We start from the raw sequence: 20,604 nt of genomic DNA, 5'->3' as shown, positions 1-20,604 counted from the left end.
AAGCATACCATATGGCGCAAAAGGCATATGAGTAGAAGAAAGTAATAAAGAGTACACGGGGGATGCCTTGGCTCTCAGAGGCGATGAAGGACGTGATAAGCTGCGATAAGCTTCGGGTATTTGCAAATAGGAATTGATCCGAAGATTTCCGAATGGGGCAACCCGGCTGGTTGAAGACCAGTCACATATAATGAGCAAACCTGCCGAACTGAAACATCTAAGTAAGCAGAGGAAGAGAAAATAACAATGATTTCCTGAGTAGTGGCGAGCGAAAGGGAAAGAGCCCAAACCATCCATGTTACGGCATAGGTGGGGTTGTAGGACTGCAACGTGGCATTAGCAAACAGAAGTGGAATGGGATGGGAAGCCCAGCGATACACGGTGATAGCCCGGTACACGTATAGAATGCTAGTCTAGCAGTATCCTGAGTACCGCGAGGTCGGAGACGCCTTGTGGGAATCTGCCGGCACCATCCGGTAAGGCTAAATACTCCTGAGAGACCGATAGTGAACCAGTACCGTGAGGGAAAGGTGAAAAGAACCCCGAACAGGGGAGTGAAATAGAACCTGAAACCGTGTACTTACAAGCGGTCGGAGCATCCAAGTGGTGTGACGGCGTGCCTTTTGCATAATGAGCCTACGAGTTACTCCTCTCTGGCAAGGTTAAGTGCTTCAGGCACGGATCCGAAGCGAAAGCGAGTCTGAATAGGGCGTATAGTCAGAGGGGGTAGACGCGAAACCTTGTGATCTACCCATGGACAGGTTGAAGGTGCGGTAACACGTACTGGAGGACCGAACCGATAAACGTTGAAAAGTTTCCGGATGATCTGTGGGTAGGGGTGAAAGGCTAATCAAACTGGGAAATAGCTCGTACTCCCCGAAATGTTTTTAGGAACAGCGTGGATATTAAGTTTCATAGAGGTAGAGCTACTGATTGGGTGCGGGGGAGTCAAATCCTACCAAATCCAGACAAACTCCGAATGCTATGAAATATGATCTGCAGTGAGGCGCGGGGTGCTAAGGTCACGCGCCGAGAGGGAAAGAACCCAGACCATCAGCTAAGGTCCCCAAGTTACAGTTAAGTTGAACTAACGAGGTCCGATTGCACAGACAGCTAGGATGTTGGCTTGGAAGCAGCCATTCATTTAAAGAGTGCGTAACAGCTCACTAGTCGAGCGATCGGGCATGGATAATAAACGGGCATTAAATTGTACACCGAAGCTATGGGATTGAAATATATCGGTAGGGGAGCATTCTAGCGGCAGCGAAGGTATCTGGTAATGGGTGCTGGAGCTTCTAGAAAAGCAAATGTAGGCATAAGTAACGATAAGGCGGGAGAGAAACCCGCCCACCGAAAGGATAAGGTTTCCTGATCAACGCTAATCGGATCAGGGTCAGTCGGGACCTAAGGAGAACCCGAAGGGGAAATTCGATGGACAACTGGTTAATATTCCAGTACTTTTTATAACTGCGATGTGGGGACGGAGTAGTGACACTGCCGCGATCTGACGGAATAGATCGTTAAAGACAGTAGGTAATGGAACGGTAGGCAAATCCGCCGATCTAGCTGAAAGTCGATAGTACCGCAAGCCTTCGGGTGAGTGGATAGCGCAGGTAATCAGACTTCCAAGAAAAACCGCTAAGCTTCAGGTTATAAAAACCCGTACCGCAAACCGACACAGGTATCCGGGAAGAGGATTCTAAGGTGCTCGAGTGAATCATGGCTAAGGAACTCGGCAAAATGGCCCTGTAACTTCGGGAGAAGGGGCGCTGGCAGCAATGTCAGCCGCAGTGAAAAGGCCCAGGCGACTGTTTAACAAAAACACATGGCTTTGCAAAATCGAAAGATGAGGTATAAGGCCTGACACCTGCCCGGTGCTGGAAGGTTAAGAGGGGATGTCATCCGCAAGGAGAAGCATTGAATCGAAGCCCCAGTAAACGGCGGCCGTAACTATAACGGTCCTAAGGTAGCGAAATTCCTTGTCGGGTAAGTTCCGACCTGCACGAATGGTGTAACGATCTGGGCGCTGTCTCAGCCATGAGCTCGGTGAAATTGTGGTCCCGGTGAAGACGCCGGGTACCCGCAACGGGACGGAAAGACCCCATGCACCTTCACTACAATTTAACATTGACATTGGATACAGGATGTGTAGGATAGGTGGGAGGCTTTGAAGCGGCGTCGCTAGGCGTCGTGGAGCCAACGTTGAAATACCACCCTTTCTGTATTCGGTGTCTAATCCCGCCTAGCGGGAGACATTGTTTGATGGGTAGTTTGACTGGGGTGGTCGCCTCCAAAAAGGTAACGGAGGCTTTCAAAGGTAAGCTCAGTACGCTTGGTAACCGTACGCGGAGTGCAATAGCATAAGCTTGCTTGACTGTGAGACATACAGGTCGATCAGGGTCGAAAGACGGATATAGTGATCCGGTGGTTCTGCATGGAAGGGCCATCGCTCAAAGGATAAAAGGTACGCTGGGGATAACAGGCTGATCTCCCCCAAGAGCTCATATCGACGGGGAGGTTTGGCACCTCGATGTCGGCTCGTCACATCCTGGGGCTGGAGAAGGTCCCAAGGGTTCGGCTGTTCGCCGATTAAAGTGGCACGCGAGCTGGGTTCAGAACGTCGCGAGACAGTTCGGTCCCTATCTGTTGTGGGCGTAGGAATTTTGAGTGGGGCTGACCTTAGTACGAGAGGACCGGGTTGGACTAGCCTCTAGTGAATCTGTTGTTCCGCCAGGGGCATTGCAGAGTAGCTACGCTGGGAATAGATAAGCGCTGAAAGCATCTAAGTGCGAAACTAGCCACGAGATGAGAATTCCATATAGGACCGTAGAAGACTACTACGTTGATAGGCTACAGATGTAAAGCTGGCGACAGCACAGTCGAGTAGTACTAATCATCCGAAGCTTTCAAAGCAAACAGACTGTTGTTTGTTCTTCTAACATAACTTCTTTCAATAATATGTCATTTAGTAGTTGGTACTGAGTACTTGGTAGATAGATTAGATATCTAAATACCAACGGCTAAATACCACATACTATTTAAAAACATTTAGGTGCCTATATCGGTGGTGTCCACCTCTTCCCATTCCGAACAGAGAAGTTAAGCCCACCAGAGCCGATGGTACTGCGGTAACACGTGGGAGAGTAGGTCGGTGCCAAATCTTAAAGCCCCAAAAGGGCATTAGCGAGAACCCCGTCAGCAACAGCTGATGGGGTTTCTTCGTTTAAAACGGTTCTGTAATTCAGGGGGAGAAAAAGAATAAAGGGTAGGGAACAGAGAGCAACTGTCTCTAAGTAATTACAGAACTGCCTGGACTTGTTGAACCATATAGGAATATAGGTCATATAGCTGGGTACCCGGTTTTGGAATACCTGTAGGAAGACAAGTCCGACCGATGAAACACCTATCTTAAGTTTGATAAACCTGATGGTACGAAAATCCTTTTTGTACCGCTACCGCTAAAAGCCGATATACCCCAAAACAAAAAGATTGAAGGGACAGCGGGATTGAAGGAGAAATGAAATGCTAACAATCATTTTCAAATACTATATTGAAATCTGTTAAAAAATGTAAAATGTATAGCCCCCAAGGCAATAAAACCGTATTATTGTAATATTACGTACACCTTGTTTATCATGAATAATATATCCAAATTAGTTTTATTCATTTTTTTTTGCGTTTTCGCTGCAAATGTTTTTGGTCAATCTAAGGACGTAAAGCTTCCTGCCAATTGGTACAATTTGGATTTGACTGAAAGTGGCTATTTTGGTATCAGTGCTGAAAAAGCATATAGTAAGTTATTAAAAGATAAAAAAGTTAAGCAAAATATTATCGTCGCTGTTATTGATGGTGGGGTTGATACGAATCATCCCGATTTAAAAAGTGTTTTGTGGACGAACAAAAAAGAGATTCCCAATAATGGTATTGATGATGATGGAAATGGATATGTTGATGATATTCATGGGTGGAATTTTATAGGATCTAAAAAGGGTAACCTAGAATTTGATAATTTAGAACTCGTAAGACTCTTAAGAATTTATACTCCAAAATACCAATCTACAACCAATCTTACTCCTTTAGATAGCGCACAAAAAGAAGAATATAAGTTGTATAAAAAAATGGTTGGCGATTTCGGTAAAAAATATGAGGATGCCAGCAATACTTTTTCTGTTTTGTTGGCTATTAATAAAGTACTGGATTCCGTATCAATAGTAAATAATAAGAAAATTCCATCCTACGAAGACATTGAGAAATATAAAGCTGATGATGAAACGGAGGAACAAGTGAAGACGATTATCAGAAAAGGCTCAAAAGAAGACGGGAGTTTTGAGAAATTTTATAAAAGTATTAAGGATGGCTATAAGCAATATGATGCTATGCTTAAGTACAATTTAAATCCTAAATACGATATGCGTTCTGAATTGGTTGGTGATGATTACACCAATGCCAATCAACGAAATTATGGCAATAGCGATGTAAAGGGACCAGATGCCTTTCATGGCACACATGTATCGGGAATTATTGGTGCCGATCGTTCAAATTCTTTGGGCATTATGGGGGTGGCAAATAGTGTAAGTATTATGGCTATTAGAGTGGTGCCTACTGGAGATGAGCGTGATAAGGATGTGGCTAATGGAATCAGGTATGCGGTAGATAATGGCGCCAAGGTAATTAACATGAGCTTCGGAAAATCCTACAAATGGGACAAAAAGATTGTTGATGAAGCGGTGAAATATGCAGAAACCAAAGGAGTTTTGTTGGTGCACGCTGCAGGCAATGATAATCAAAACAATGATATTGAAGAAAACTTTCCAAATAAATATTTCGAGAGCATGGAAGCTGAAGCATATAAAGAAACCCATAAAAAACCTGCTAAGCCAGATTTTGTACCCCTTCCAAGAACTAATCAAAATAGTGGAATTGGGGGAATGGCACCTTCGATAGGGAGAACGCTTGAAACTAAAACAATTCCGTTAGATACCGCAAAGTTTGCTCTCCCGCATGCCAATAATTGGATTGAAGTGGGTGCAAGTTCCTATAAAGATAATGAAGACTTAAAAGCAAGTTTTTCTAATTATGGAAAACATACTGTAGACGTTTTTGCTCCTGGATTTTTAATCAATTCTACTGTTCCTGAGGGGAAATATGAAGACGCTGATGGAACAAGTATGGCTGCCCCAGTGGTGTCAGGTCTTGCTGCATTAATTCTCGGTTATTATCCGCATTTAACTCCTGCACAGGTACGTGAAATCATTATGAAATCGGTTTCGCCAGTGGCTCATAAAGTAAAATATAAAGATATTAAGGGTGACAATGTTCGTGCTATGTTTAGCGAGATTTGCGTAAGTGGTGGAATAGTTAATGCGTACAATGCCTTGAAATTAGCAGAGACCTATAAATAGTTTTAATCTGCTCCTTGCAGTTTTATTTATCTATCAATTATTTTTTGATGTTTCTCATAAACTGCTGAAAAGTACCGAACGGATAGTCTTTTGATTTTAGCCACTTGATAAACTCGTCCATTCTACTCATCATTTTATCGCCAGTGTTTTTACGAACATAGGCTGGAAAGCCAAATTTTTCAAAATCGTCAAGATCTGTAAATTCCCAAGGGTGGAAGTAAATATTAAGGTATTTATCTTTTTTATAAGTCCAGCTGGCCAATTTCTTATAAAGGCTTAAAGGTAAATTATGAAAGGAAAGCCAAAAGAGTGGAAACCTTACAATTGGACTAACTGAAGCCGGAATTTGTAAAACATTCTCTTCGGTATAAATTGTTCTGGAGATATGAAAATTGTTGTATCGGCCGGGAAGATATGTAGGATTAATTGAAGTATTATATTGATATCCTGCTTTTTCGATTTCCTTTTCATCCACAGGCATCATCCGAGCCATGCGATAGCCGGTGATTTCTGCACCCGATAGTTCTTCCAATTTCAATTTTGATTGAAGCAAATGCTCTGGTTTGAAATCGGAATGGTAGTAACCATGAGAAGCCAATTCGTGGCCAGTTTCAACAATTCGTTTGATAAGATCTGGAATATTTTCTGCAAATGTTACTGTGCAAAAAAAGGTAGCTTTAACTTGATGTTTATCTAACAGATCCAGAATAGCAATTGTACCCTTTCTGGAAATGGCGATTTGATCGGCAAAAGAAATATCTTTTCCGTATTCAAAGGGCATATCAAATTCTTCAATATCGAAACTTAAAAGCACCATTATTTATTGGGAATATTTGTTGAACGGATGATATAATTTGGACGGTTTTTAGTTTGCATAAACATTTTACCCACATAGATGCCGATAATACCTAAAATGATTAGTTGCAAACCACCAAAAAATACGATAGTCATGATCATTGATGCCCAGCCGGAAACCTCTACATTGTTTACAAATGCATAAATAACGTAAGGAATATAGAGTACCGAAGCCAGTGACAAGATGAAGCCTAAATAGACGGCAGAATAGAGTGGTTTAATACTAAATGAGGTAACACCGTGAAGTGCGAGGCGAAACATCTTTTTTATGGTGTATTTACTTTTTCCAGAAAAGCGTGCAGCCGGGTTATATTTTATGGCGTACTGTTTAAATCCCAACCATTTTACCAGTCCACGCAGAAACGGTTCGTTCTCCTGGAAATTTCTAAACACATTCACCACTTTTTGATCGAGCAGACGAAAATCTGCTGCTCCGGGTTCTAAATCGATATCTGATAGCCAGTTTAATGTTTTATAAAATAAACTCGACGAACTGCGTTTTCCTTTTGAAAGCGTCTTATCTTCCTCACGAATGGTATAGACAACTTCAAAACCTTCCTGCCATTTTTGTAGCATTTCTGGAATTAGTTCTGGCGGATGTTGCATATCACAATCCATAGAAATCACACAATCACCGAAAGCATGGTCCATGCCTGCTTTTACAGCAAGTTGATGGCCAAAATTCCTGGAGAATTCAAGGAAAAAAACATTATCGGAAGTTGATGTATAAGCTTTGATCTTTTCGAGCGTATGATCGGCGCTTCCATCATCCACCAGTATGATTTCATAATGATAATCAATTGAAGAGAAAACCTTTTTAATACTTTCTGCAATAACAAAAATATTATCAGCTTCGTTGTAAGCCGGTATCACTATGGAAACTAATTTTCTCATTTATCGGTAGTCAAATAAGATTCAAAATCTTCTTTCAGCATCTGGAAAATAATGGTTAGCCAGATGATTATACAAGGTAGGGCTTTGAGCGAATATAGACGAATAAATTCTTTTATCGCTCTCGGAAAAATGTCAGTAGGCGATAGGCTGGTCAGTATAAACGCAAAAATGAATAAGCCCACAATCCAATTGTTTTTTTGCTGAATAACAAACCAAATTGCGACACCAGCGAATGCAATGATGTAAGTCGGCGATTCGGAACCACTGCTAAAAATTACCGTAAATATTAAGGTAGAAGCCAACAACATTAATCGAAAGGCTAAATGCTTAAATTGGTTAACACGTAAATATGGTAAGCCAAAGAGTAATAATCCACCCAATAGAAATGGGGTGTTGGATAGTTCCACATTTCCACTAATTCTCCTTGCCATGCCCATTAGCGATATATCCTGAAAAGACGTTAATGATGCATTTGTCGCATTTTTATGCACCAGTGAATTATACCAATCAGCATAAGATTGAACTACAAATGTTGGAGATGATAGAACCATCGGTAAAGCGAATAATATACAAAATGCGATAAGCCCAGCTATAATAAACTTAAGTTTGTTACGGGCAAAGAAAAAGAAAGCCAGACCTACTATCCCATATAATTTTATTAATGTGCCAATGGCGATGAATAGCGCAGATTTAACTTCTTTCTGTTTTATTAAGTAGGAAAAACTGAGGATGATGAGCCCTGTAAGTGCAATATTAAATTGAAAACTGAATAATGCGGTTAAAGTTTCGTGGGCACAAATCCACGCAATGATACTCCTTTTCCTTATTGAAATTGGCAGACTGAAAATTCCAAACAGTAGCACAGCAACATTTGCTACGTTCCATAAAATCATCCCCAAACCATCTGGTAATAATGCAAAAGGTGCTATAAACACCGAAAATATAGGGCCATAATGGTTACTATCGCCATACTTAGGATAATTATTATAAAGGTTCTGTAAGTCTATTGTGTGGTAATAGACATATTTGAAAATGAGATAGTTGTTATAGGAATGATGTTGGTATTGCTTGAAGCCAGCAATAAGGGCCAGAAGAACGTAAACGGCAATGATACATTCCTTTTTTAGTAGAAAGCTAAAAATTTTACGTGATTTTGGGTTATTTGAATCCGCCATGGTAATTAACAGCCGAAGATAAGCATTTTTGGTAAGTGCATTATTTTCTTGAAACAGCAAATGAGGAGTAAATTATTTCCAATTGCTAACTATCATTTGGTCTCCCTGGTTGATTTTACCTTCTCCTTTGTGGATAAGATTTTGACCGAACATAATCTTATTACCTTCTTTACGGTAGCTAGCTAAAGTCTTTAAGGGCTCGCCTCCTTTCATTCCTGTTTCTTGATCAACTGTAATTAAGACACATCGGGCACAAGGTTTAACGCATTGGAATTCAATTCCATTTAATGCGAATGTTTTAATGCGGTCTTCCATATGCGCCTCACCACCGGTAAAAACAAAGTTAGGGCGAAATCGATTCATATCGAGTTGGTCTTCAAGCTTTTGATTAAGATTATCCAATGATGATTGCCCGATAATCAGGCATGGATAACCATCTGCAAAACTCACGATTTCACCCTGGGTAGCATATTTTGGATCGACTTTTCTTTTTGCTGTTAAAGGCATTTTTACAAGTCTGACTTCCGTTTCCATTAAATCAGAAAACCATTTGCTCACGTTTTTACTCACTTCCACACCAACAGAAACATCATCCCAAATGCTAACCACAATTTCTGTAGCACTAACCTCGGCTATGGGAAACGAAATCTTTATACCAGGATCATTTTTGTGAGAAACAATAATGTTTTCATTCTGAATTTCTACTTTAAGTAAGGCCAATTGATGGTGCTTCCGTTGTGTAATAAAAGTTCCTTCATCATCAACGAGCATCCACCTTCTATCGTATTTCAAGCCACGATCTTCCATAATAGCCTCCTTTAAACTAACGCCACCAAGAGACTTGATTGGGTAGATATAGATACCAGAAATGTATAAGTCATTCATCCCATAAAGATAGAAAACAAAAAACCTTTTGCAGAGTAGGATAGATAATAAGCCCTGCTGATTGGTATTAATAATAAGTTCACTTTGATAAATATCAAGCCGTGTAAGATTATGAAGCAAAATTGCGGTCTAAAACTTTAGCTAAGCTGTACTGTTGTTATAGCTTCATCTTGATATATTCTTAATGGCAAAACGCGGCTTGGTTTGGTTTAAAAATGATTTAAGATTGCATGATAACGAAGCCTTAACAAAGGCAGCAGAAGAATGCGACGAATTAATGTTTTGCTATTGTTTTGAAAAGTGCGATTTTGAGAAGCTGGAACTTGGATTTCGAAGAATAGACATAGTGAGATTCAAATTTTTGGAACAATCTGTTTTGGATTTGGAAAAAAATCTTGAATCAAAAGGTGGTAACTTAGTCATCGGATCGGTGTCTGCACTAGAAACTTTGCCCATACTGGTAGAAGAGTATGGCATAACAGCTATTTATTCGGAAAAAGAATATGCTGATTATGAATTGAAGCTGGTTAATCGCGTCACTGAAGCTTTACCAAAGGTTAAATTTCATTTTTATTGGGGGAAAACGCTTTATCATATAGATGATATTCCCTTTACGATAGCCAAGATTCCACTCACTAGTAAAGCCTACCGAATTCCCGCGGGGAAAAAAGCTGATCCACGGGCAACCCTCGGCACACCTGACAAATTGAAATCAATCAAAAAAATTGTAAGTCACAAATTTCCTTCTTATAAAACCTTCGGATTTACTAAAAAGGAATATGACGGTGCAAAGCCTTTTGTTGAGGGTGGTGAAACGGCAGCTTTAAAAAGGTTGGAATATTATACCTTCCAATCCCAACTTTTAACGGATTACCGCTGGAGTAGAAATAAATCGGACGGGTTAGATTACAGTTCGAAGTTTTCTCCTTATTTGGCATTAGGCTGTATTTCTGCCCGAGAAATTTATAAAAAAGTTAAAGATTACGAATCGAAAATCAAAAAAAATCAAAGTACCTGGTGGCTGGTTTTTGAGCTGGTATGGAGAGACTATTTTACTTTCAAAGCCATGCGCTTCGGTAGCAAAATTTACAGAACAGAAGGTTATAAGAAGAAAAAATTAGAGTGGGAAAACGACCCATTGAAGTTTAAGAAATGGTGCGATGGTGAAACGGGAATTCCGTTTATTGATGCGCATATGCGGCAATTAAACGAAACCGGATATATGAGTAATCGTGGACGGGTAAATTGTGCCAGTTACTTTGTACACGATTTAAAAATCAACTGGACCTGGGGGGCAGCCTATTTCGAATCGAAATTAATCGATTATGATGTCAGCTCCAATTGGATGAACTGGCATATGCAGGCCTTCGAAATCTGGTACACTAACCCCGTGCACCAATCAAACAAATACAAGGCACAGGATTTTATACGCAAATGGATTCCCGAACTTTCGGACAAAAATGATATTGAAGTTTTAATCCCTTGGCAATTTGAAATTCCAGAATATATAAAGCCAATTGCGGTTTACAAAAAGTGGGATAGGGCAATTGGCTTGATCGAAAAACTGTAAGTTTGAGTAACAAACCTTGATTATAGCGAATAAAAAAATCAAATAACTGTTCGATATTTAGCGATTGGCACGAGTCTGGTCCCATGCCAATCGATAGGTAGTTACTTGGCTAAATAAGTCATGCCACCATCAACTATGATTTCTGCACCCAGTACGAAAGAAGAATCATCAGAAGCTAGGAAAACTGCTGTTTTGCCAATGTCTGATGATTGTCCAATTCGGCCTATCGGCATTTTCTCTGCGAATTGTGTTTTCATGGCCTCAAGGTGTTCAGCAGTAACAAACTGCCCATCTGGAGAAAAAAGGTTAATTCAGCCATTTTAAATAATTCACACTGGCAGGAAAGAATTTAATTGGCATAATTATCGCTTGTTTATCACTATGAGACAGATATATTTTATTGTGGCGTTATCGGCAATGCTTCTTACCAGTGCTTGTTATAGTACCATAACAGCTGGCAATAGCGGCAAAATTCCGCCGGGTCAAGCCAAAAAGGGCACCGGTTCAAAATCGGCGAGGCCTTTTGCTCCAGGGCAACAAAAAAGAAATTAAAAAAGAAAACCCTCCAATTCGGAGGGTTTCTTTCTTTTATTATAAAAATAACTAGTGTTTTCCTTTGCCATTACCCTGGCCATGACCTTTGCCATTTCCTTTATTAAAATGGGCTGCTTTTGACGGTTTCGCTTTATCGCCTTTATACACTTTGGCATTCCCCTTGGCCGATGCATATTTCTGGCCTTTGCTTTTCCCTATCGCCGATTGGCCATGGTTGCCCTTAAATTTAGCGTATTTTACTTTATGGGTTTCAAAATAACGGTAAGGCTGAGCGGAGTTAATTACAACCTTATAACCATTATATAAATTATAGCTGCTATATCTCGGTGGAAGCGCTGTGGTAAAAACCCAGCCCCCACTGCCTAAATAAATAAACTGTTTTTTAGGTACATAATAATAGCTCTCTATATCTGGCAGATAGTAATAATCTACATAATCATACCCGGTTGGGCCCCACGCAGGTTGCGCTCCAATATTTACGTTTACACTTACCTGTGCCTGAGATTTAAAAGTAAGGCCGCTGCTTACCAACAGCAAAAAGAAAAGAAATAACTTTTTCATCGTTTAAAATTTGGATGTGAACAGTTTATTTTACTGTTTTAAAGTTACCGTACCTAAGGATGTATTTTGTCCTAAAGCTACTTTTACAGCAGTAATAGTGCTATCTCTATACCCAACAACAGGTACAAATTTAACGGAATAGGTACCAGAGGATAAACCACCAACTGTAAACTTACCCGTTAACGGATCTGCAAGGGTACCCACTGTATCTGTACCTGCAATTACCAATACTTCAGGATGGCTTGCTAAAGGCAAAACAGTTCCCGAAATTAATCCGGTAGTTGCTGCTGCAATTCCACGTACTACTGGTTTTAATAAATATTTGCCATTTCCAGTGCTTACAATAGATTTCGCGGCATCAAAATCTAATAAAAGTGTATAAGCAGCGCCCTCAACCAGTTCAGGATTAGCCGTTAATTTCACCTTCCAGCCAGACGTTTGTGCACTTGGCGTTTTAAGTTCCTGCTGAACCCCGTTTACTACAATTGTATTTCCGGTTTCGTTAAGTACCAATCTGATTTCGGTAATTTCACCAGAAGGCATTTCACCTGAAGCGACTAAAATATCAGGGTTACTGGTTCCAATCCTAAAATCCAGAATATCGAAAATACCGGTAGTTGCTGCAAATACATAAGGTTTATCACCCGATACCAGTACAATCTCTTTTACGCTTAAATTAATTTTATCGAAGTTACCCGGGGCATCGGTCATTTTAATTTGAACTTTTGTTGTTCCCTGGCTCGATTCATTTTTCTTACATCCATAAAAGACAGTCATCCCAATAACAACGAAGACGGCTAGCATGGTATTTACAAAATTTGTTTTCATAACTGTAGATTTTATTTAAAGTTTTACACTTCAAAGTTGAGGACCGAAGATGAAACCAACATGAAATTTAAAATTTATTTTTTTCATTTTATTTTCATTTTGGCAATCTACTTTTGAAATGTGAGCGCACCATGTATGGGTGGTTTTTAGGTAGGTTTACCTCTTAGGGGGTAAACTTTTTTTATATTTATAAAATGATTCGATTCGTCTTTATTTATTGCCTGGGAATAGTCCCGTTATCGGGTGTTTTTGCTGTGCAACAAGATACTACCGCTTCAACTGTTTCAAATCAGCAGGAGGAGCTGATGAAAAAACAGGATAAAGAAAAAAAAGACAAACAGCCTGGAAACCAAAAGCCTGAGCCACTTCAAATTAAAGAAGTGCCAAAAGCCAAAAAACAGTTAAAACCCATGGCAGTAAAACCTAAAGTAAAAGTAAAACCCATTAAGATTATTAAACCCAAAATTAAAAGGCCGTAAAGGATAACGTATGCACATCCGTCTCTTAATCTTTTTTTCATTTTTGGTGATATCGAACGTAAAGGCGCAGCAAGATTCGACAAAAGCTACCCTTACTGTTGCTGCGATATATAATAGTAACATTAACTATTATGGACAGGTTACTCCTGAAAAATATCCCTATTTGCTCTTTAATGCCACCTTACGATTTCCCAATGGTTTGTATTTTTCGGGCGGTGGTTATAAACTCTTGAATTATGGCGCTACTATATCCGAAACAGATTTAGGAATAGGTTACGATTATGACTTTAATGAAAAATTTACTGCCGGACTAGCCTATACCCATTCTTTTTTCCCTTCTAATTCACCTTTACTCCAGGCATCCAATAACAATAACATAAATGCATCGGCCGCTTATCAATGGCCCTGGTTTAAAACAGATCTTAGTCTTGATTTGGCCTTCGGAAAGCAGACGGATGGATTTATTAGTTTTGGTAATTCAAAAGAAATTGAATTGGGAACGGTATTCAACGAAAATAATCTTATTTCAATTACACCGGTTGTAGAGATTGCAGCAGGCACTACCCGCTTCTACGAAACCTATATTATCGAAAAAAACAAAAGACAGAACTCGAACGGGAATGGTAAGGGAAAAAGTGAAACAGCTCCTGGGATCGTTAACGGCAGCACCACTGAGGTGGTTGAAAATACGTTAAATCAGTTTAAACTGTTGTCTTATAATTTTAAGCTACCTTTAAACTGGAGCAATGGAAACTTCCTTGCCGAAGCCAGCTATCAATTCTCGATACTTGGAAACAGAAAAGAAGAAAGTGTAAAACACCAACAATCTTTTTTTGGCTTAGCAGTATACTACCAATTTTAACCCAGATGAAGGTCTTAATCATAGAAGATGAAAAAACGCTTGCCTTTGAAATGGAAAAGTTTCTTAAAAAAGCTTTTTTCTTGTGTGATCTGGCTCATAGTTTTAAACAGGGTTTTAATAAGCTAGAGGCAAACCAATATGATTATGTATTAATTGATTTAGGTTTACCAGATGGCGATGGGTTTGAATTGCTTAGCAAGGCGAAGAAAAGCAATCCAGATGCGGCGTATATTATTCTTACGGCAAGAGGTAAATTGGAAGATCGGGTGGCGGGATTAGACATGGGTGCAGACGATTATTTAGCTAAACCTTTCTTTTTACCTGAACTTCAATCGCGGATGCAGGCCATTGCCAGGCGAAAATTTAAAGTGGCCGAAGAGTTAATCTCACTTGGAAACTTTAGCATCGATTTGCAAAAACGCTTCGTGTTTTTTGAAGAGGAGCAGATTGAACTTTCCCGCAAAGAATTTGATCTTTTAAGTTATCTTCTACTCCATAAAAACAGGGTGCTTACCCGGATGCAATTAAGCGAACATATTTGGGGCAACTTTGTTGATGATGATTACGACTCGAACTATATTGATGCGCACATTAAAAATATCAGGAAGAAATTAAATAGCTATGCCCCCACCGAATGGCTAGAAACCGTTAGAGGCGTTGGTTACAGAATTAAAAAGTAATTTGAAACTATCTACTAAACTTACTTTATTTATTACCGGATCGAAACTTGCCATTGTAGGTCTGTTTATCCTGTTGCTCCCTTTTTTAATTGAACAGATTGCTTCTAACTACATTAATTTTTCGCTTAGAAACCAGCAGAAAAAAGTACTTCAAAACATTAATAAAAAGGGAATAGATTATTACCTTGAAGGGGATAACAGTTATGGGAGCTACACCATGCTGAAAGATGAGTATATTGCACTCGAAACGGTAGCAAAAACCCTAAATTTAGAGACCATACGCGATACTAAGCGGATTGTAGAACAAGATACCATCGCGTATCGGGTACTGAGTTTTACTTTTCAAAAAAGTCAAAAAAACTATCTCTTAGAAATCGGTAAAACAACTGCCAGTATAAATCTCTATAACGATGCGCTACAACGCTTTGCTTTATACGTACTCATTATTCTTATTGCCTTAAGCATTATTATAGATTTGATTTTTACCCGCCAGTTAATCAAACCACTTGGTCAAATTATCAAATTAAGGCTAACCAATAGCCGGTTTCCGTTTAAAAAAAAACATGGCTATATTAATACCAGTACAGCCGATTTTAAATACCTCGATCATTCGCTCATTTCGTTAATGGATCAAATTAACGAGGCTTTTGAAAAGGAGCGGGAATTTACGGCCAACGCCTCGCATGAGTTTATGACGCCCATTAGTATATTGCAAAATAAAATGGAAAACCTGCTTACCGAAGAATCGGCATCGGAAGCGGTACAGGAACATATTGTGGATATGATGAAAACCCTGGAGCGCTTAAAAAAAATATCGCGTTCCCTTCTGCTTATTTCCCGAATAGAAAACGAGCAGTTCTCCAAACAGGATGAGATAGAACCGAAAACACTCTTTAATGAGATAGTAGAAGAAATAGGCCATAGGCTCGAAGAAAAGAACATTCAGATCGATATCAACCTCAGCCATAATAAACGTTTAAGCCATATTAATCACGATCTCTTGTTTCAGCTCTTTTATAACTTAATTAACAATGCCATTAAGTTCAACAAAGAAAATGGAAGTATCCAGATTGCTGATCACTTTGAGAAAGGTTCTTATTCCATTTATGTTAGCGATAACGGACAAGGCATTAAAGCAGAAGATCTACCGCATGTATTTGATCGTTTCAAAAAAACCGGTCAGGCTGAAAATACGGGTTATGGATTAGGCCTGGCCATTGTAAAAAGCATAGCAATTTACCTTAATTTAAAGGTTGAAGTAGACTCGAAATACGGCCAAGGGGCAAGCTTTAAAGTGAATTTTTTATAATTCATATCTCAGTGAAGGTATGAGGTGGAATAAGGCTTATTTTTCAGCCCTTAATAAAGGTGGGCGTACCAAGGTAAGGCGATCGATGGCAAGCAATTCATAGCGTGGAGACTTGAATACTAGGATTCAAAGCAAAATTAGTTTCAAAGATTTTGATGTCCCTAATAAAAAAGGAAGCAATCTGGCACTGATCTGACCTAGAGTTGAGAGGTTGTTTAATACTGCTTTTCTTTGTTCTAGGGTAACTGGGTTGGTTTGCTAGATTTAGCCGACGGCTAGGTTAAAGGTTATTAAAATAGATTTGGATTTCCTATTTTAGAACACGTACTGGTTTTTTTGTTTAAAATTGTTTCGTACAAAATTTAGATAAGCCCATTTTGAAAGCAGTTGCAAGGTTAAAAAACAGGTATTCCTTTTAGTCAAATTTAATACAAAATGAACAAAATTCTATTTGCACTCGTTCTTGGTATCATTAGTTTTAAAGGCTTCGGACAGACCTCAAATCTATCGACAGAGAAATTTAAGAAATTGTATCCCGAGCAAACTAACGTATCTCCTTATCACAACACGTGGACTCAAAAGCATTTTCCAAAAAGGATTAAAGAGTTTATGGAGCAGCCGCTTGAATTTGGAGAAATTGTTTTCGTTGGCAACAGCATTACAGAAGGCGGTGGTGATTGGAGCAGCAAATTTGGTATCAACCATATTCGAAATCGGGGTATTGCAGGCGATCTCTCAGATGGTGTGTTGCGACGTTTGGGTGAGATAACTTATTTCAAGCCAAAGGCTGTTTTTATCCTCATTGGGATTAATGATTTGTTTAATATCCACCAATTGGAAGATAATCCTGCTTTAAAATATACCAACACCGTTCCCTCTCCGGTTTTTGTAGCGAAAAATATATTAAAAATCACAAAGCAGATTCACCGCAAATCGCCCCTTACCAAAATCTTTGTTCGAACGCTGATGCCAAGCAGAAGAGCCTTTCTTAAGCAGGACATTCTTATTCTAAACAGTCACATTAAGCAAAATGCAACCAAGGGATTTTATCAGCTTGTTGATCTCTATTCTGTATTTTTAGATCGCAACGGCGAGTTAGACAAAGAGCTTACAAAAGATGGGGTGCATTTAAATGATAAGGGATATCAGAAATGGGTAGCCTTTGAAAAACCACTGCTAGAACAGCTTTAGTGATCACTCCATTGTTCTTTTCATGAACAGCCTTGATGTAGGCCGTTGAGTTAAGGTCAACGAAAGATTTTTTTTAAATCAGGCTAATCTTGTCCTAAAGTCAGTGGGCGTTTGTCCTAATAATTTTTTAACGTACCGTGTAAAGAAAGATGTGCTGCTGAAACGCATCTCCTCCGCAATCTCCGATATATTTAAGTGTCTATTTTGCAAGAGTAAAATGATTCTTTCTCTGGCATGGCTTTGTATCCAGTCTGAAGCGGTGCGATCTGAATGGATTTTGCAAAGGTGGTTTAAGTATTTTGGCGTAATGTTTAATTCATTGCCATAAAATTGTACCTCTCTTTGGGTGAGGCAATGCTGTTGCAGTAACTGGATAAACTGTTCGTAGAGCGTTCCTGTTTGCAAACTATGCCGCCGCCGCTCATATTCGTTTGCAAAGCTATGCCACATCTCCAATATAAACAGACGCATTTGTAATTTGAGTGCTTCCTCGTAAAAGCGGTGATCGGTTTCCTGGAAACGCAGCAGGAGCCAGGTAAAGTTGTTTAATATTTTATCCTTCTCGGCTTTAGTGTGAATATCTTTAACAGGGTGTACCCTGGAGTGGAGTTGTGCATTGATGCTCCATCCCTGATCGGGAACGTTATCGATCAGAAAATCTTTCTCCACGAGTAAAACCGTTGCCTTAAAACCTTTTGATACTTGAGCTATTTCCCGTCTGGATTCTGCAAACCAAAAGAGAAACTGGCCAGCTGCACAGCTCATTTGCTGATCGTTGAAAATAAAATTTAGTTTCCCACTATGGCAATACAAGTGCACGTGATACTTTTTTAAAAGTTTTTGAGTCGCATCATCCATGTGGCGAAGTGATAAGGATACAACTCTTGGGGCAGGCGTTTGTGTCATTTTTATAATTTGCATTCTAAATTAAGTAATATTTGACATTTAAGGCGCCATTAGTGGCATAAATCAGAACTAAAATGGTCGGAAATTTGATGAATACAAAAGATGAAAAAGAAAGATCACTCGGTATTTGATGATTTAAGAAATGGCGAAACAATCACTTCATTCCATCCCGGTCGCGACGAACTTAGAAAATCATCTTACGCAACTATTGGCTTATTACAGCAAATGAATAGCAGCGCCGATCCGCTTTTAATTAATGATTTTTTGGCTAAAATTACCGGTAAAAAGATAGATGAAACGGTAGCTGTGTTTCCGCCATTGTACATCAACAACGGAGAAAATTTAAGTATTGGAAAAAACGTTTTCATCAATTTCGACTGCACTTTCCTGACTTTAGGTGGAATCACCATTGAAGATCATGTACTCATAGGCCCGAAAGTAAGTTTGCTTTCTGAAGGACATCCACTGACTGCTGCTGAAAGAGATTCACTGGTGCCAGGCAAAATCCACATTAAAAGAAATGCCTGGATAGGTGCTAATGCCATCATTTTGCCGGGAGTAACTGTTGGCGAAAATGCTGTGGTTGCTGCTGGTGCAGTAGTATCAAAAAACGTTGATGACAATACCGTTGTTGGCGGGGTGCCGGCAAAGTTTATTAAACAGATTAATGTAGTAGATAATGAAAAAATTGATCATCCTAAGCTTGATAGCCTGCTTTAGTACGCTCCAGCTACAGGCACAAGTAAAACATGAGAAAACAGAAAACAACATGAAAAGAGATATTCCAAAAATCAGCGATTTCCCAACGGGAGAAGAAAATACGGGCTTTGCCCAGTATTTTACGGGTAAATCTTATCTCGCTCCATTAACCAGCAATAAAGATCTTAAGGTTCCATTGGCAAATGTAACTTTCGAACCTGGATGTAGAAATAACTGGCACAGCCATACCGGCGGGCAGTTGCTCATCGTAATCGGCGGCGAAGGCTTGTATCAGGAGCGGGGGAAACCGGCCAGGCATTTAAAGGCGGGTGATATTGTTGAAATCGGGCCAAATGTTGAACATTGGCATGGCGCCACAGCCAACAGCTGGTTTTCTCACCTTGCCACCAATGGTAGCCCGGCTTCCAATGAAAATAAATGGCTGGAGGCTGTTAGTGATAAAGATTATCAGATTGCTAACAATCAAATTTTAAAATAATGAAAGTCATCAGCTGGAAAGTTGGATTGCTCCTTTTGCTCTCCAATATCATGATTCCCAAAACGAAAGCACAAGAAATGGCCAAATTAACTAAACAGGAAAAAAGCCTCGCTGGTATTTCTGCTACAACGGCAACAGGTAAGCTAGACTTGCTTAAAATTCAACTCGTTGAGGGTTTGAACAATGGATTGACGGTTAATGAAATCAAAGAAACCCTCACGCAATTGTATGCTTACTGTGGTTTTCCACGAAGTTTAAATGCTATCAATACGTTTTCTGCCGTATTAACTGATCGCAAAGCGAACAAAATCAACGATGTTGAAGGAGAAAAAATTATCCAGAATACGGTAAAGGATAAGTACGAACAGGGCAGAAAGGTTTTAGAACAACTCACTCAAACACCGCAAGCAAAGCCTGCACCTGGTTTTGGCGAATTTGCGCCTCGTATCGATGCTTTTTTGAAAGAGCATTTGTTTGCCGATATTTTTGCCAGTAAGGTGTTGGATTTTCGCCAGCGGGAACTGGTTACCATTAGCGCACTGGCTTCTATCGAGGGCGTAGAAAGCCAACTACAATCTCATATCAAAATGGGCAGAAACGCAGGAATTACAGTTGCCGAGCTGGAAGAACTGAGTGCTGTGGTTCGGCAGTTGGTAAGTACTACGCAGGCGAACACTTTGCTCAAGAATATAGATCGACCAACACTTGCAGTGATCAAGCCCGATATGATGGTTCGTATTTCCGAAATCGAAATATTTCCAGAAAATCTGGAGGCCTATAAAACAATTTTAAAGGAAGAAGCGGCGGCATCGGTAGCGAAAGAACCTGGAGTGATCGCCATTTTCCCAATGTTACAAAGGGAGCAACCCACACAAGTGAGGATTATCGAAATTTATGCCGACAAAGCTGCCTACGAACAGCATTTGCTTACCCCTCATTTTAAAGAGTACAAAAATTCAACGTTAAAAATGGTGAGAGCATTAAAATTGATTGATATGGAAAGCCTGGATCAGGAAACCATGAAGGCAATATTTAAAAAGTTGAAATAAGCCTGAACTATTATTTGAGATGACAATAAGAAAATGAACCATACCCTGGCAACTTTAGTGTTTTTTGAATAATAGCATTTGGACCGTGGTTTTCCTTAAATCTATTGCAGAAACAGATTTCGCTGTTTTTGGTTAATATATGCTCCCTTTTAATTGCCACTTCGAAGAAGGAACTATTTTAACTTTTGGTACTCACCCGAATTCT

At 39.6% G+C, this 20,604-nt stretch carries 18 protein-coding genes and 2 rRNA genes; 12 read left to right on the top strand and 8 right to left on the bottom strand.

Annotated features, from left to right (window positions below):
* The first annotated feature begins 35 nt into the window (after window positions 1-35).
* The 3 genes from ACZZZK_RS09510 to ACZZZK_RS09500 all read left to right on the top strand — a co-directional run bounded on the left by ACZZZK_RS09510 (window position 36) and on the right by ACZZZK_RS09500 (window position 5,402).
* Window positions 36-2,912 (top strand): 23S ribosomal RNA (locus tag ACZZZK_RS09510).
* Window positions 2,913-3,048: 136 nt separating this feature from the next.
* Window positions 3,049-3,160, top strand: a 5S ribosomal RNA gene (rrf, locus tag ACZZZK_RS09505).
* A 475-nt stretch (window positions 3,161-3,635) separates the two neighbouring features.
* Entirely contained in the window at window positions 3,636-5,402 is a 1,767-nt protein-coding gene (locus ACZZZK_RS09500) for a S8 family peptidase (protein ID WP_463483912.1), read from the top strand.
* Between the two features lie 37 nt (window positions 5,403-5,439).
* Here the strand turns inward: ACZZZK_RS09500 and ACZZZK_RS09495 are convergent, their stop codons facing one another.
* The 4 genes from ACZZZK_RS09495 to ACZZZK_RS09480 form a co-directional block, all read right to left on the bottom strand.
* The gene (locus ACZZZK_RS09495) at window positions 5,440-6,219 is read right to left on the bottom strand and encodes a polysaccharide deacetylase family protein (RefSeq protein WP_463483911.1); all 780 of its coding nucleotides are present in this window, start codon (window positions 6,217-6,219) and stop codon (window positions 5,440-5,442) included.
* Window positions 6,219-7,151 (bottom strand): glycosyltransferase family 2 protein, encoded by a 933-nt coding sequence (locus ACZZZK_RS09490; RefSeq protein WP_463483910.1) that lies wholly within the window; start codon window positions 7,149-7,151, stop codon window positions 6,219-6,221. The genes ACZZZK_RS09495 and ACZZZK_RS09490 overlap by 1 nt, the downstream gene beginning before the upstream one ends.
* A complete protein-coding gene (locus ACZZZK_RS09485; protein ID WP_463483909.1) occupies window positions 7,148-8,326 on the bottom strand; it encodes a glycosyltransferase family 87 protein in 1,179 nt (392 codons plus the stop codon). The genes ACZZZK_RS09490 and ACZZZK_RS09485 overlap by 4 nt, the downstream gene beginning before the upstream one ends.
* Before the next feature lie 72 nt (window positions 8,327-8,398).
* A complete protein-coding gene (locus ACZZZK_RS09480) occupies window positions 8,399-9,211 on the bottom strand; it encodes an MOSC domain-containing protein (protein WP_463483908.1) in 813 nt (270 codons plus the stop codon).
* A gap of 184 nt (window positions 9,212-9,395) precedes the next feature.
* On the opposite strand from ACZZZK_RS09480, the gene ACZZZK_RS09475 reads away from it, so the two are divergent.
* Window positions 9,396-10,781: a DASH family cryptochrome gene (locus tag ACZZZK_RS09475; RefSeq protein ID WP_463483907.1), complete on the top strand. Its 1,386-nt coding sequence runs from the start codon at window positions 9,396-9,398 to the stop codon at window positions 10,779-10,781.
* A gap of 101 nt (window positions 10,782-10,882) precedes the next feature.
* Here the strand turns inward: ACZZZK_RS09475 and ACZZZK_RS09470 are convergent, their stop codons facing one another.
* From ACZZZK_RS09470 to ACZZZK_RS09460, 3 genes are all read right to left on the bottom strand, one after another.
* The gene (locus ACZZZK_RS09470) at window positions 10,883-11,038 is read right to left on the bottom strand and encodes an SDR family oxidoreductase (protein ID WP_463483906.1); all 156 of its coding nucleotides are present in this window, start codon (window positions 11,036-11,038) and stop codon (window positions 10,883-10,885) included.
* A 346-nt stretch (window positions 11,039-11,384) separates the two neighbouring features.
* Window positions 11,385-11,897, bottom strand: coding sequence for a hypothetical protein (locus tag ACZZZK_RS09465; RefSeq protein ID WP_463483905.1), 513 nt, complete (start codon window positions 11,895-11,897; stop codon window positions 11,385-11,387).
* A gap of 30 nt (window positions 11,898-11,927) precedes the next feature.
* Window positions 11,928-12,725, bottom strand: a complete 798-nt coding sequence (locus ACZZZK_RS09460; RefSeq protein WP_463483904.1) for a DUF4382 domain-containing protein — start codon at window positions 12,723-12,725, stop codon at window positions 11,928-11,930.
* Window positions 12,726-12,919: 194 nt separating this feature from the next.
* Here ACZZZK_RS09460 and ACZZZK_RS09455 point away from each other — a divergent pair, with 194 nt between their 5' ends.
* The 5 genes from ACZZZK_RS09455 (at window position 12,920) to ACZZZK_RS09435 (ending at window position 17,246) form a co-directional block, all read left to right on the top strand.
* On the top strand, window positions 12,920-13,204 hold the full coding sequence (locus ACZZZK_RS09455; protein ID WP_463483903.1) for a hypothetical protein: 285 nt from the start codon (window positions 12,920-12,922) through the stop codon (window positions 13,202-13,204).
* Window positions 13,205-13,214: 10 nt separating this feature from the next.
* The gene (locus tag ACZZZK_RS09450) at window positions 13,215-14,066 is read left to right on the top strand and encodes a hypothetical protein (protein ID WP_463483902.1); all 852 of its coding nucleotides are present in this window, start codon (window positions 13,215-13,217) and stop codon (window positions 14,064-14,066) included.
* Between the two features lie 5 nt (window positions 14,067-14,071).
* The gene (locus ACZZZK_RS09445) at window positions 14,072-14,746 is read left to right on the top strand and encodes a response regulator transcription factor (protein ID WP_463483901.1); all 675 of its coding nucleotides are present in this window, start codon (window positions 14,072-14,074) and stop codon (window positions 14,744-14,746) included.
* A 1-nt stretch (window position 14,747) separates the two neighbouring features.
* Entirely contained in the window at window positions 14,748-16,055 is a 1,308-nt protein-coding gene (locus ACZZZK_RS09440; protein WP_463483900.1) for a sensor histidine kinase, read from the top strand.
* A gap of 435 nt (window positions 16,056-16,490) precedes the next feature.
* Window positions 16,491-17,246: a GDSL-type esterase/lipase family protein gene (locus ACZZZK_RS09435; protein ID WP_463483899.1), complete on the top strand. Its 756-nt coding sequence runs from the start codon at window positions 16,491-16,493 to the stop codon at window positions 17,244-17,246.
* A 78-nt stretch (window positions 17,247-17,324) separates the two neighbouring features.
* On the opposite strand, the gene ACZZZK_RS09430 is transcribed toward ACZZZK_RS09435, so the two are convergent.
* The gene (locus tag ACZZZK_RS09430; RefSeq protein WP_463483898.1) at window positions 17,325-18,167 is read right to left on the bottom strand and encodes a helix-turn-helix transcriptional regulator; all 843 of its coding nucleotides are present in this window, start codon (window positions 18,165-18,167) and stop codon (window positions 17,325-17,327) included.
* A gap of 87 nt (window positions 18,168-18,254) precedes the next feature.
* Between ACZZZK_RS09430 and ACZZZK_RS09425 the strand changes: the two genes are divergently transcribed.
* Genes ACZZZK_RS09425 through ACZZZK_RS09415 form a run of 3 tightly spaced genes read left to right on the top strand, consistent with a single transcriptional unit; the run spans window position 18,255 to window position 20,399 of the window.
* Window positions 18,255-18,872, top strand: a complete 618-nt coding sequence (locus tag ACZZZK_RS09425) for an acyltransferase (protein ID WP_463483897.1) — start codon at window positions 18,255-18,257, stop codon at window positions 18,870-18,872.
* Window positions 18,832-19,350, top strand: coding sequence for a cupin domain-containing protein (locus tag ACZZZK_RS09420; RefSeq protein ID WP_463483896.1), 519 nt, complete (start codon window positions 18,832-18,834; stop codon window positions 19,348-19,350). The genes ACZZZK_RS09425 and ACZZZK_RS09420 overlap by 41 nt, the downstream gene beginning before the upstream one ends.
* Window positions 19,350-20,399 (top strand): carboxymuconolactone decarboxylase family protein, encoded by a 1,050-nt coding sequence (locus tag ACZZZK_RS09415; protein ID WP_463483895.1) that lies wholly within the window; start codon window positions 19,350-19,352, stop codon window positions 20,397-20,399. The genes ACZZZK_RS09420 and ACZZZK_RS09415 overlap by 1 nt, the downstream gene beginning before the upstream one ends.
* Window positions 20,400-20,604: the final 205 nt, after the last annotated feature.

This window comes from Pedobacter sp. AC163 (genome assembly GCF_979258665.1).
Note: the sequence above shows the minus strand (reverse complement) of the source record. Positions and strands in the feature narration are given on the sequence as shown.

What these genes read in the sequence shown, in the direction of transcription:
- ACZZZK_RS09500 (WP_463483912.1), top strand. Translation starts at nt 3,636, where the DNA reads ATGAATAATATATCCAAATTAGTTTTATTCATTTTTTTTTGCGTTTTC.
- ACZZZK_RS09495 (WP_463483911.1), bottom strand. Translation starts at nt 6,219, where the DNA reads ATGGTGCTTTTAAGTTTCGATATTGAAGAATTTGATATGCCCTTTGAA.
- ACZZZK_RS09490 (WP_463483910.1), bottom strand. Translation starts at nt 7,151, where the DNA reads ATGAGAAAATTAGTTTCCATAGTGATACCGGCTTACAACGAAGCTGAT.
- ACZZZK_RS09485 (WP_463483909.1), bottom strand. Translation starts at nt 8,326, where the DNA reads ATGGCGGATTCAAATAACCCAAAATCACGTAAAATTTTTAGCTTTCTA.
- ACZZZK_RS09480 (WP_463483908.1), bottom strand. Translation starts at nt 9,211, where the DNA reads ATGAATGACTTATACATTTCTGGTATCTATATCTACCCAATCAAGTCT.
- ACZZZK_RS09475 (WP_463483907.1), top strand. Translation starts at nt 9,396, where the DNA reads ATGGCAAAACGCGGCTTGGTTTGGTTTAAAAATGATTTAAGATTGCAT.
- ACZZZK_RS09470 (WP_463483906.1), bottom strand. Translation starts at nt 11,038, where the DNA reads ATGAAAACACAATTCGCAGAGAAAATGCCGATAGGCCGAATTGGACAA.
- ACZZZK_RS09465 (WP_463483905.1), bottom strand. Translation starts at nt 11,897, where the DNA reads ATGAAAAAGTTATTTCTTTTCTTTTTGCTGTTGGTAAGCAGCGGCCTT.
- ACZZZK_RS09460 (WP_463483904.1), bottom strand. Translation starts at nt 12,725, where the DNA reads ATGAAAACAAATTTTGTAAATACCATGCTAGCCGTCTTCGTTGTTATT.
- ACZZZK_RS09455 (WP_463483903.1), top strand. Translation starts at nt 12,920, where the DNA reads ATGATTCGATTCGTCTTTATTTATTGCCTGGGAATAGTCCCGTTATCG.
- ACZZZK_RS09450 (WP_463483902.1), top strand. Translation starts at nt 13,215, where the DNA reads ATGCACATCCGTCTCTTAATCTTTTTTTCATTTTTGGTGATATCGAAC.
- ACZZZK_RS09445 (WP_463483901.1), top strand. Translation starts at nt 14,072, where the DNA reads ATGAAGGTCTTAATCATAGAAGATGAAAAAACGCTTGCCTTTGAAATG.
- ACZZZK_RS09435 (WP_463483899.1), top strand. Translation starts at nt 16,491, where the DNA reads ATGAACAAAATTCTATTTGCACTCGTTCTTGGTATCATTAGTTTTAAA.
- ACZZZK_RS09430 (WP_463483898.1), bottom strand. Translation starts at nt 18,167, where the DNA reads ATGCAAATTATAAAAATGACACAAACGCCTGCCCCAAGAGTTGTATCC.
- ACZZZK_RS09425 (WP_463483897.1), top strand. Translation starts at nt 18,255, where the DNA reads ATGAAAAAGAAAGATCACTCGGTATTTGATGATTTAAGAAATGGCGAA.
- ACZZZK_RS09420 (WP_463483896.1), top strand. Translation starts at nt 18,832, where the DNA reads ATGAAAAAATTGATCATCCTAAGCTTGATAGCCTGCTTTAGTACGCTC.
- ACZZZK_RS09415 (WP_463483895.1), top strand. Translation starts at nt 19,350, where the DNA reads ATGAAAGTCATCAGCTGGAAAGTTGGATTGCTCCTTTTGCTCTCCAAT.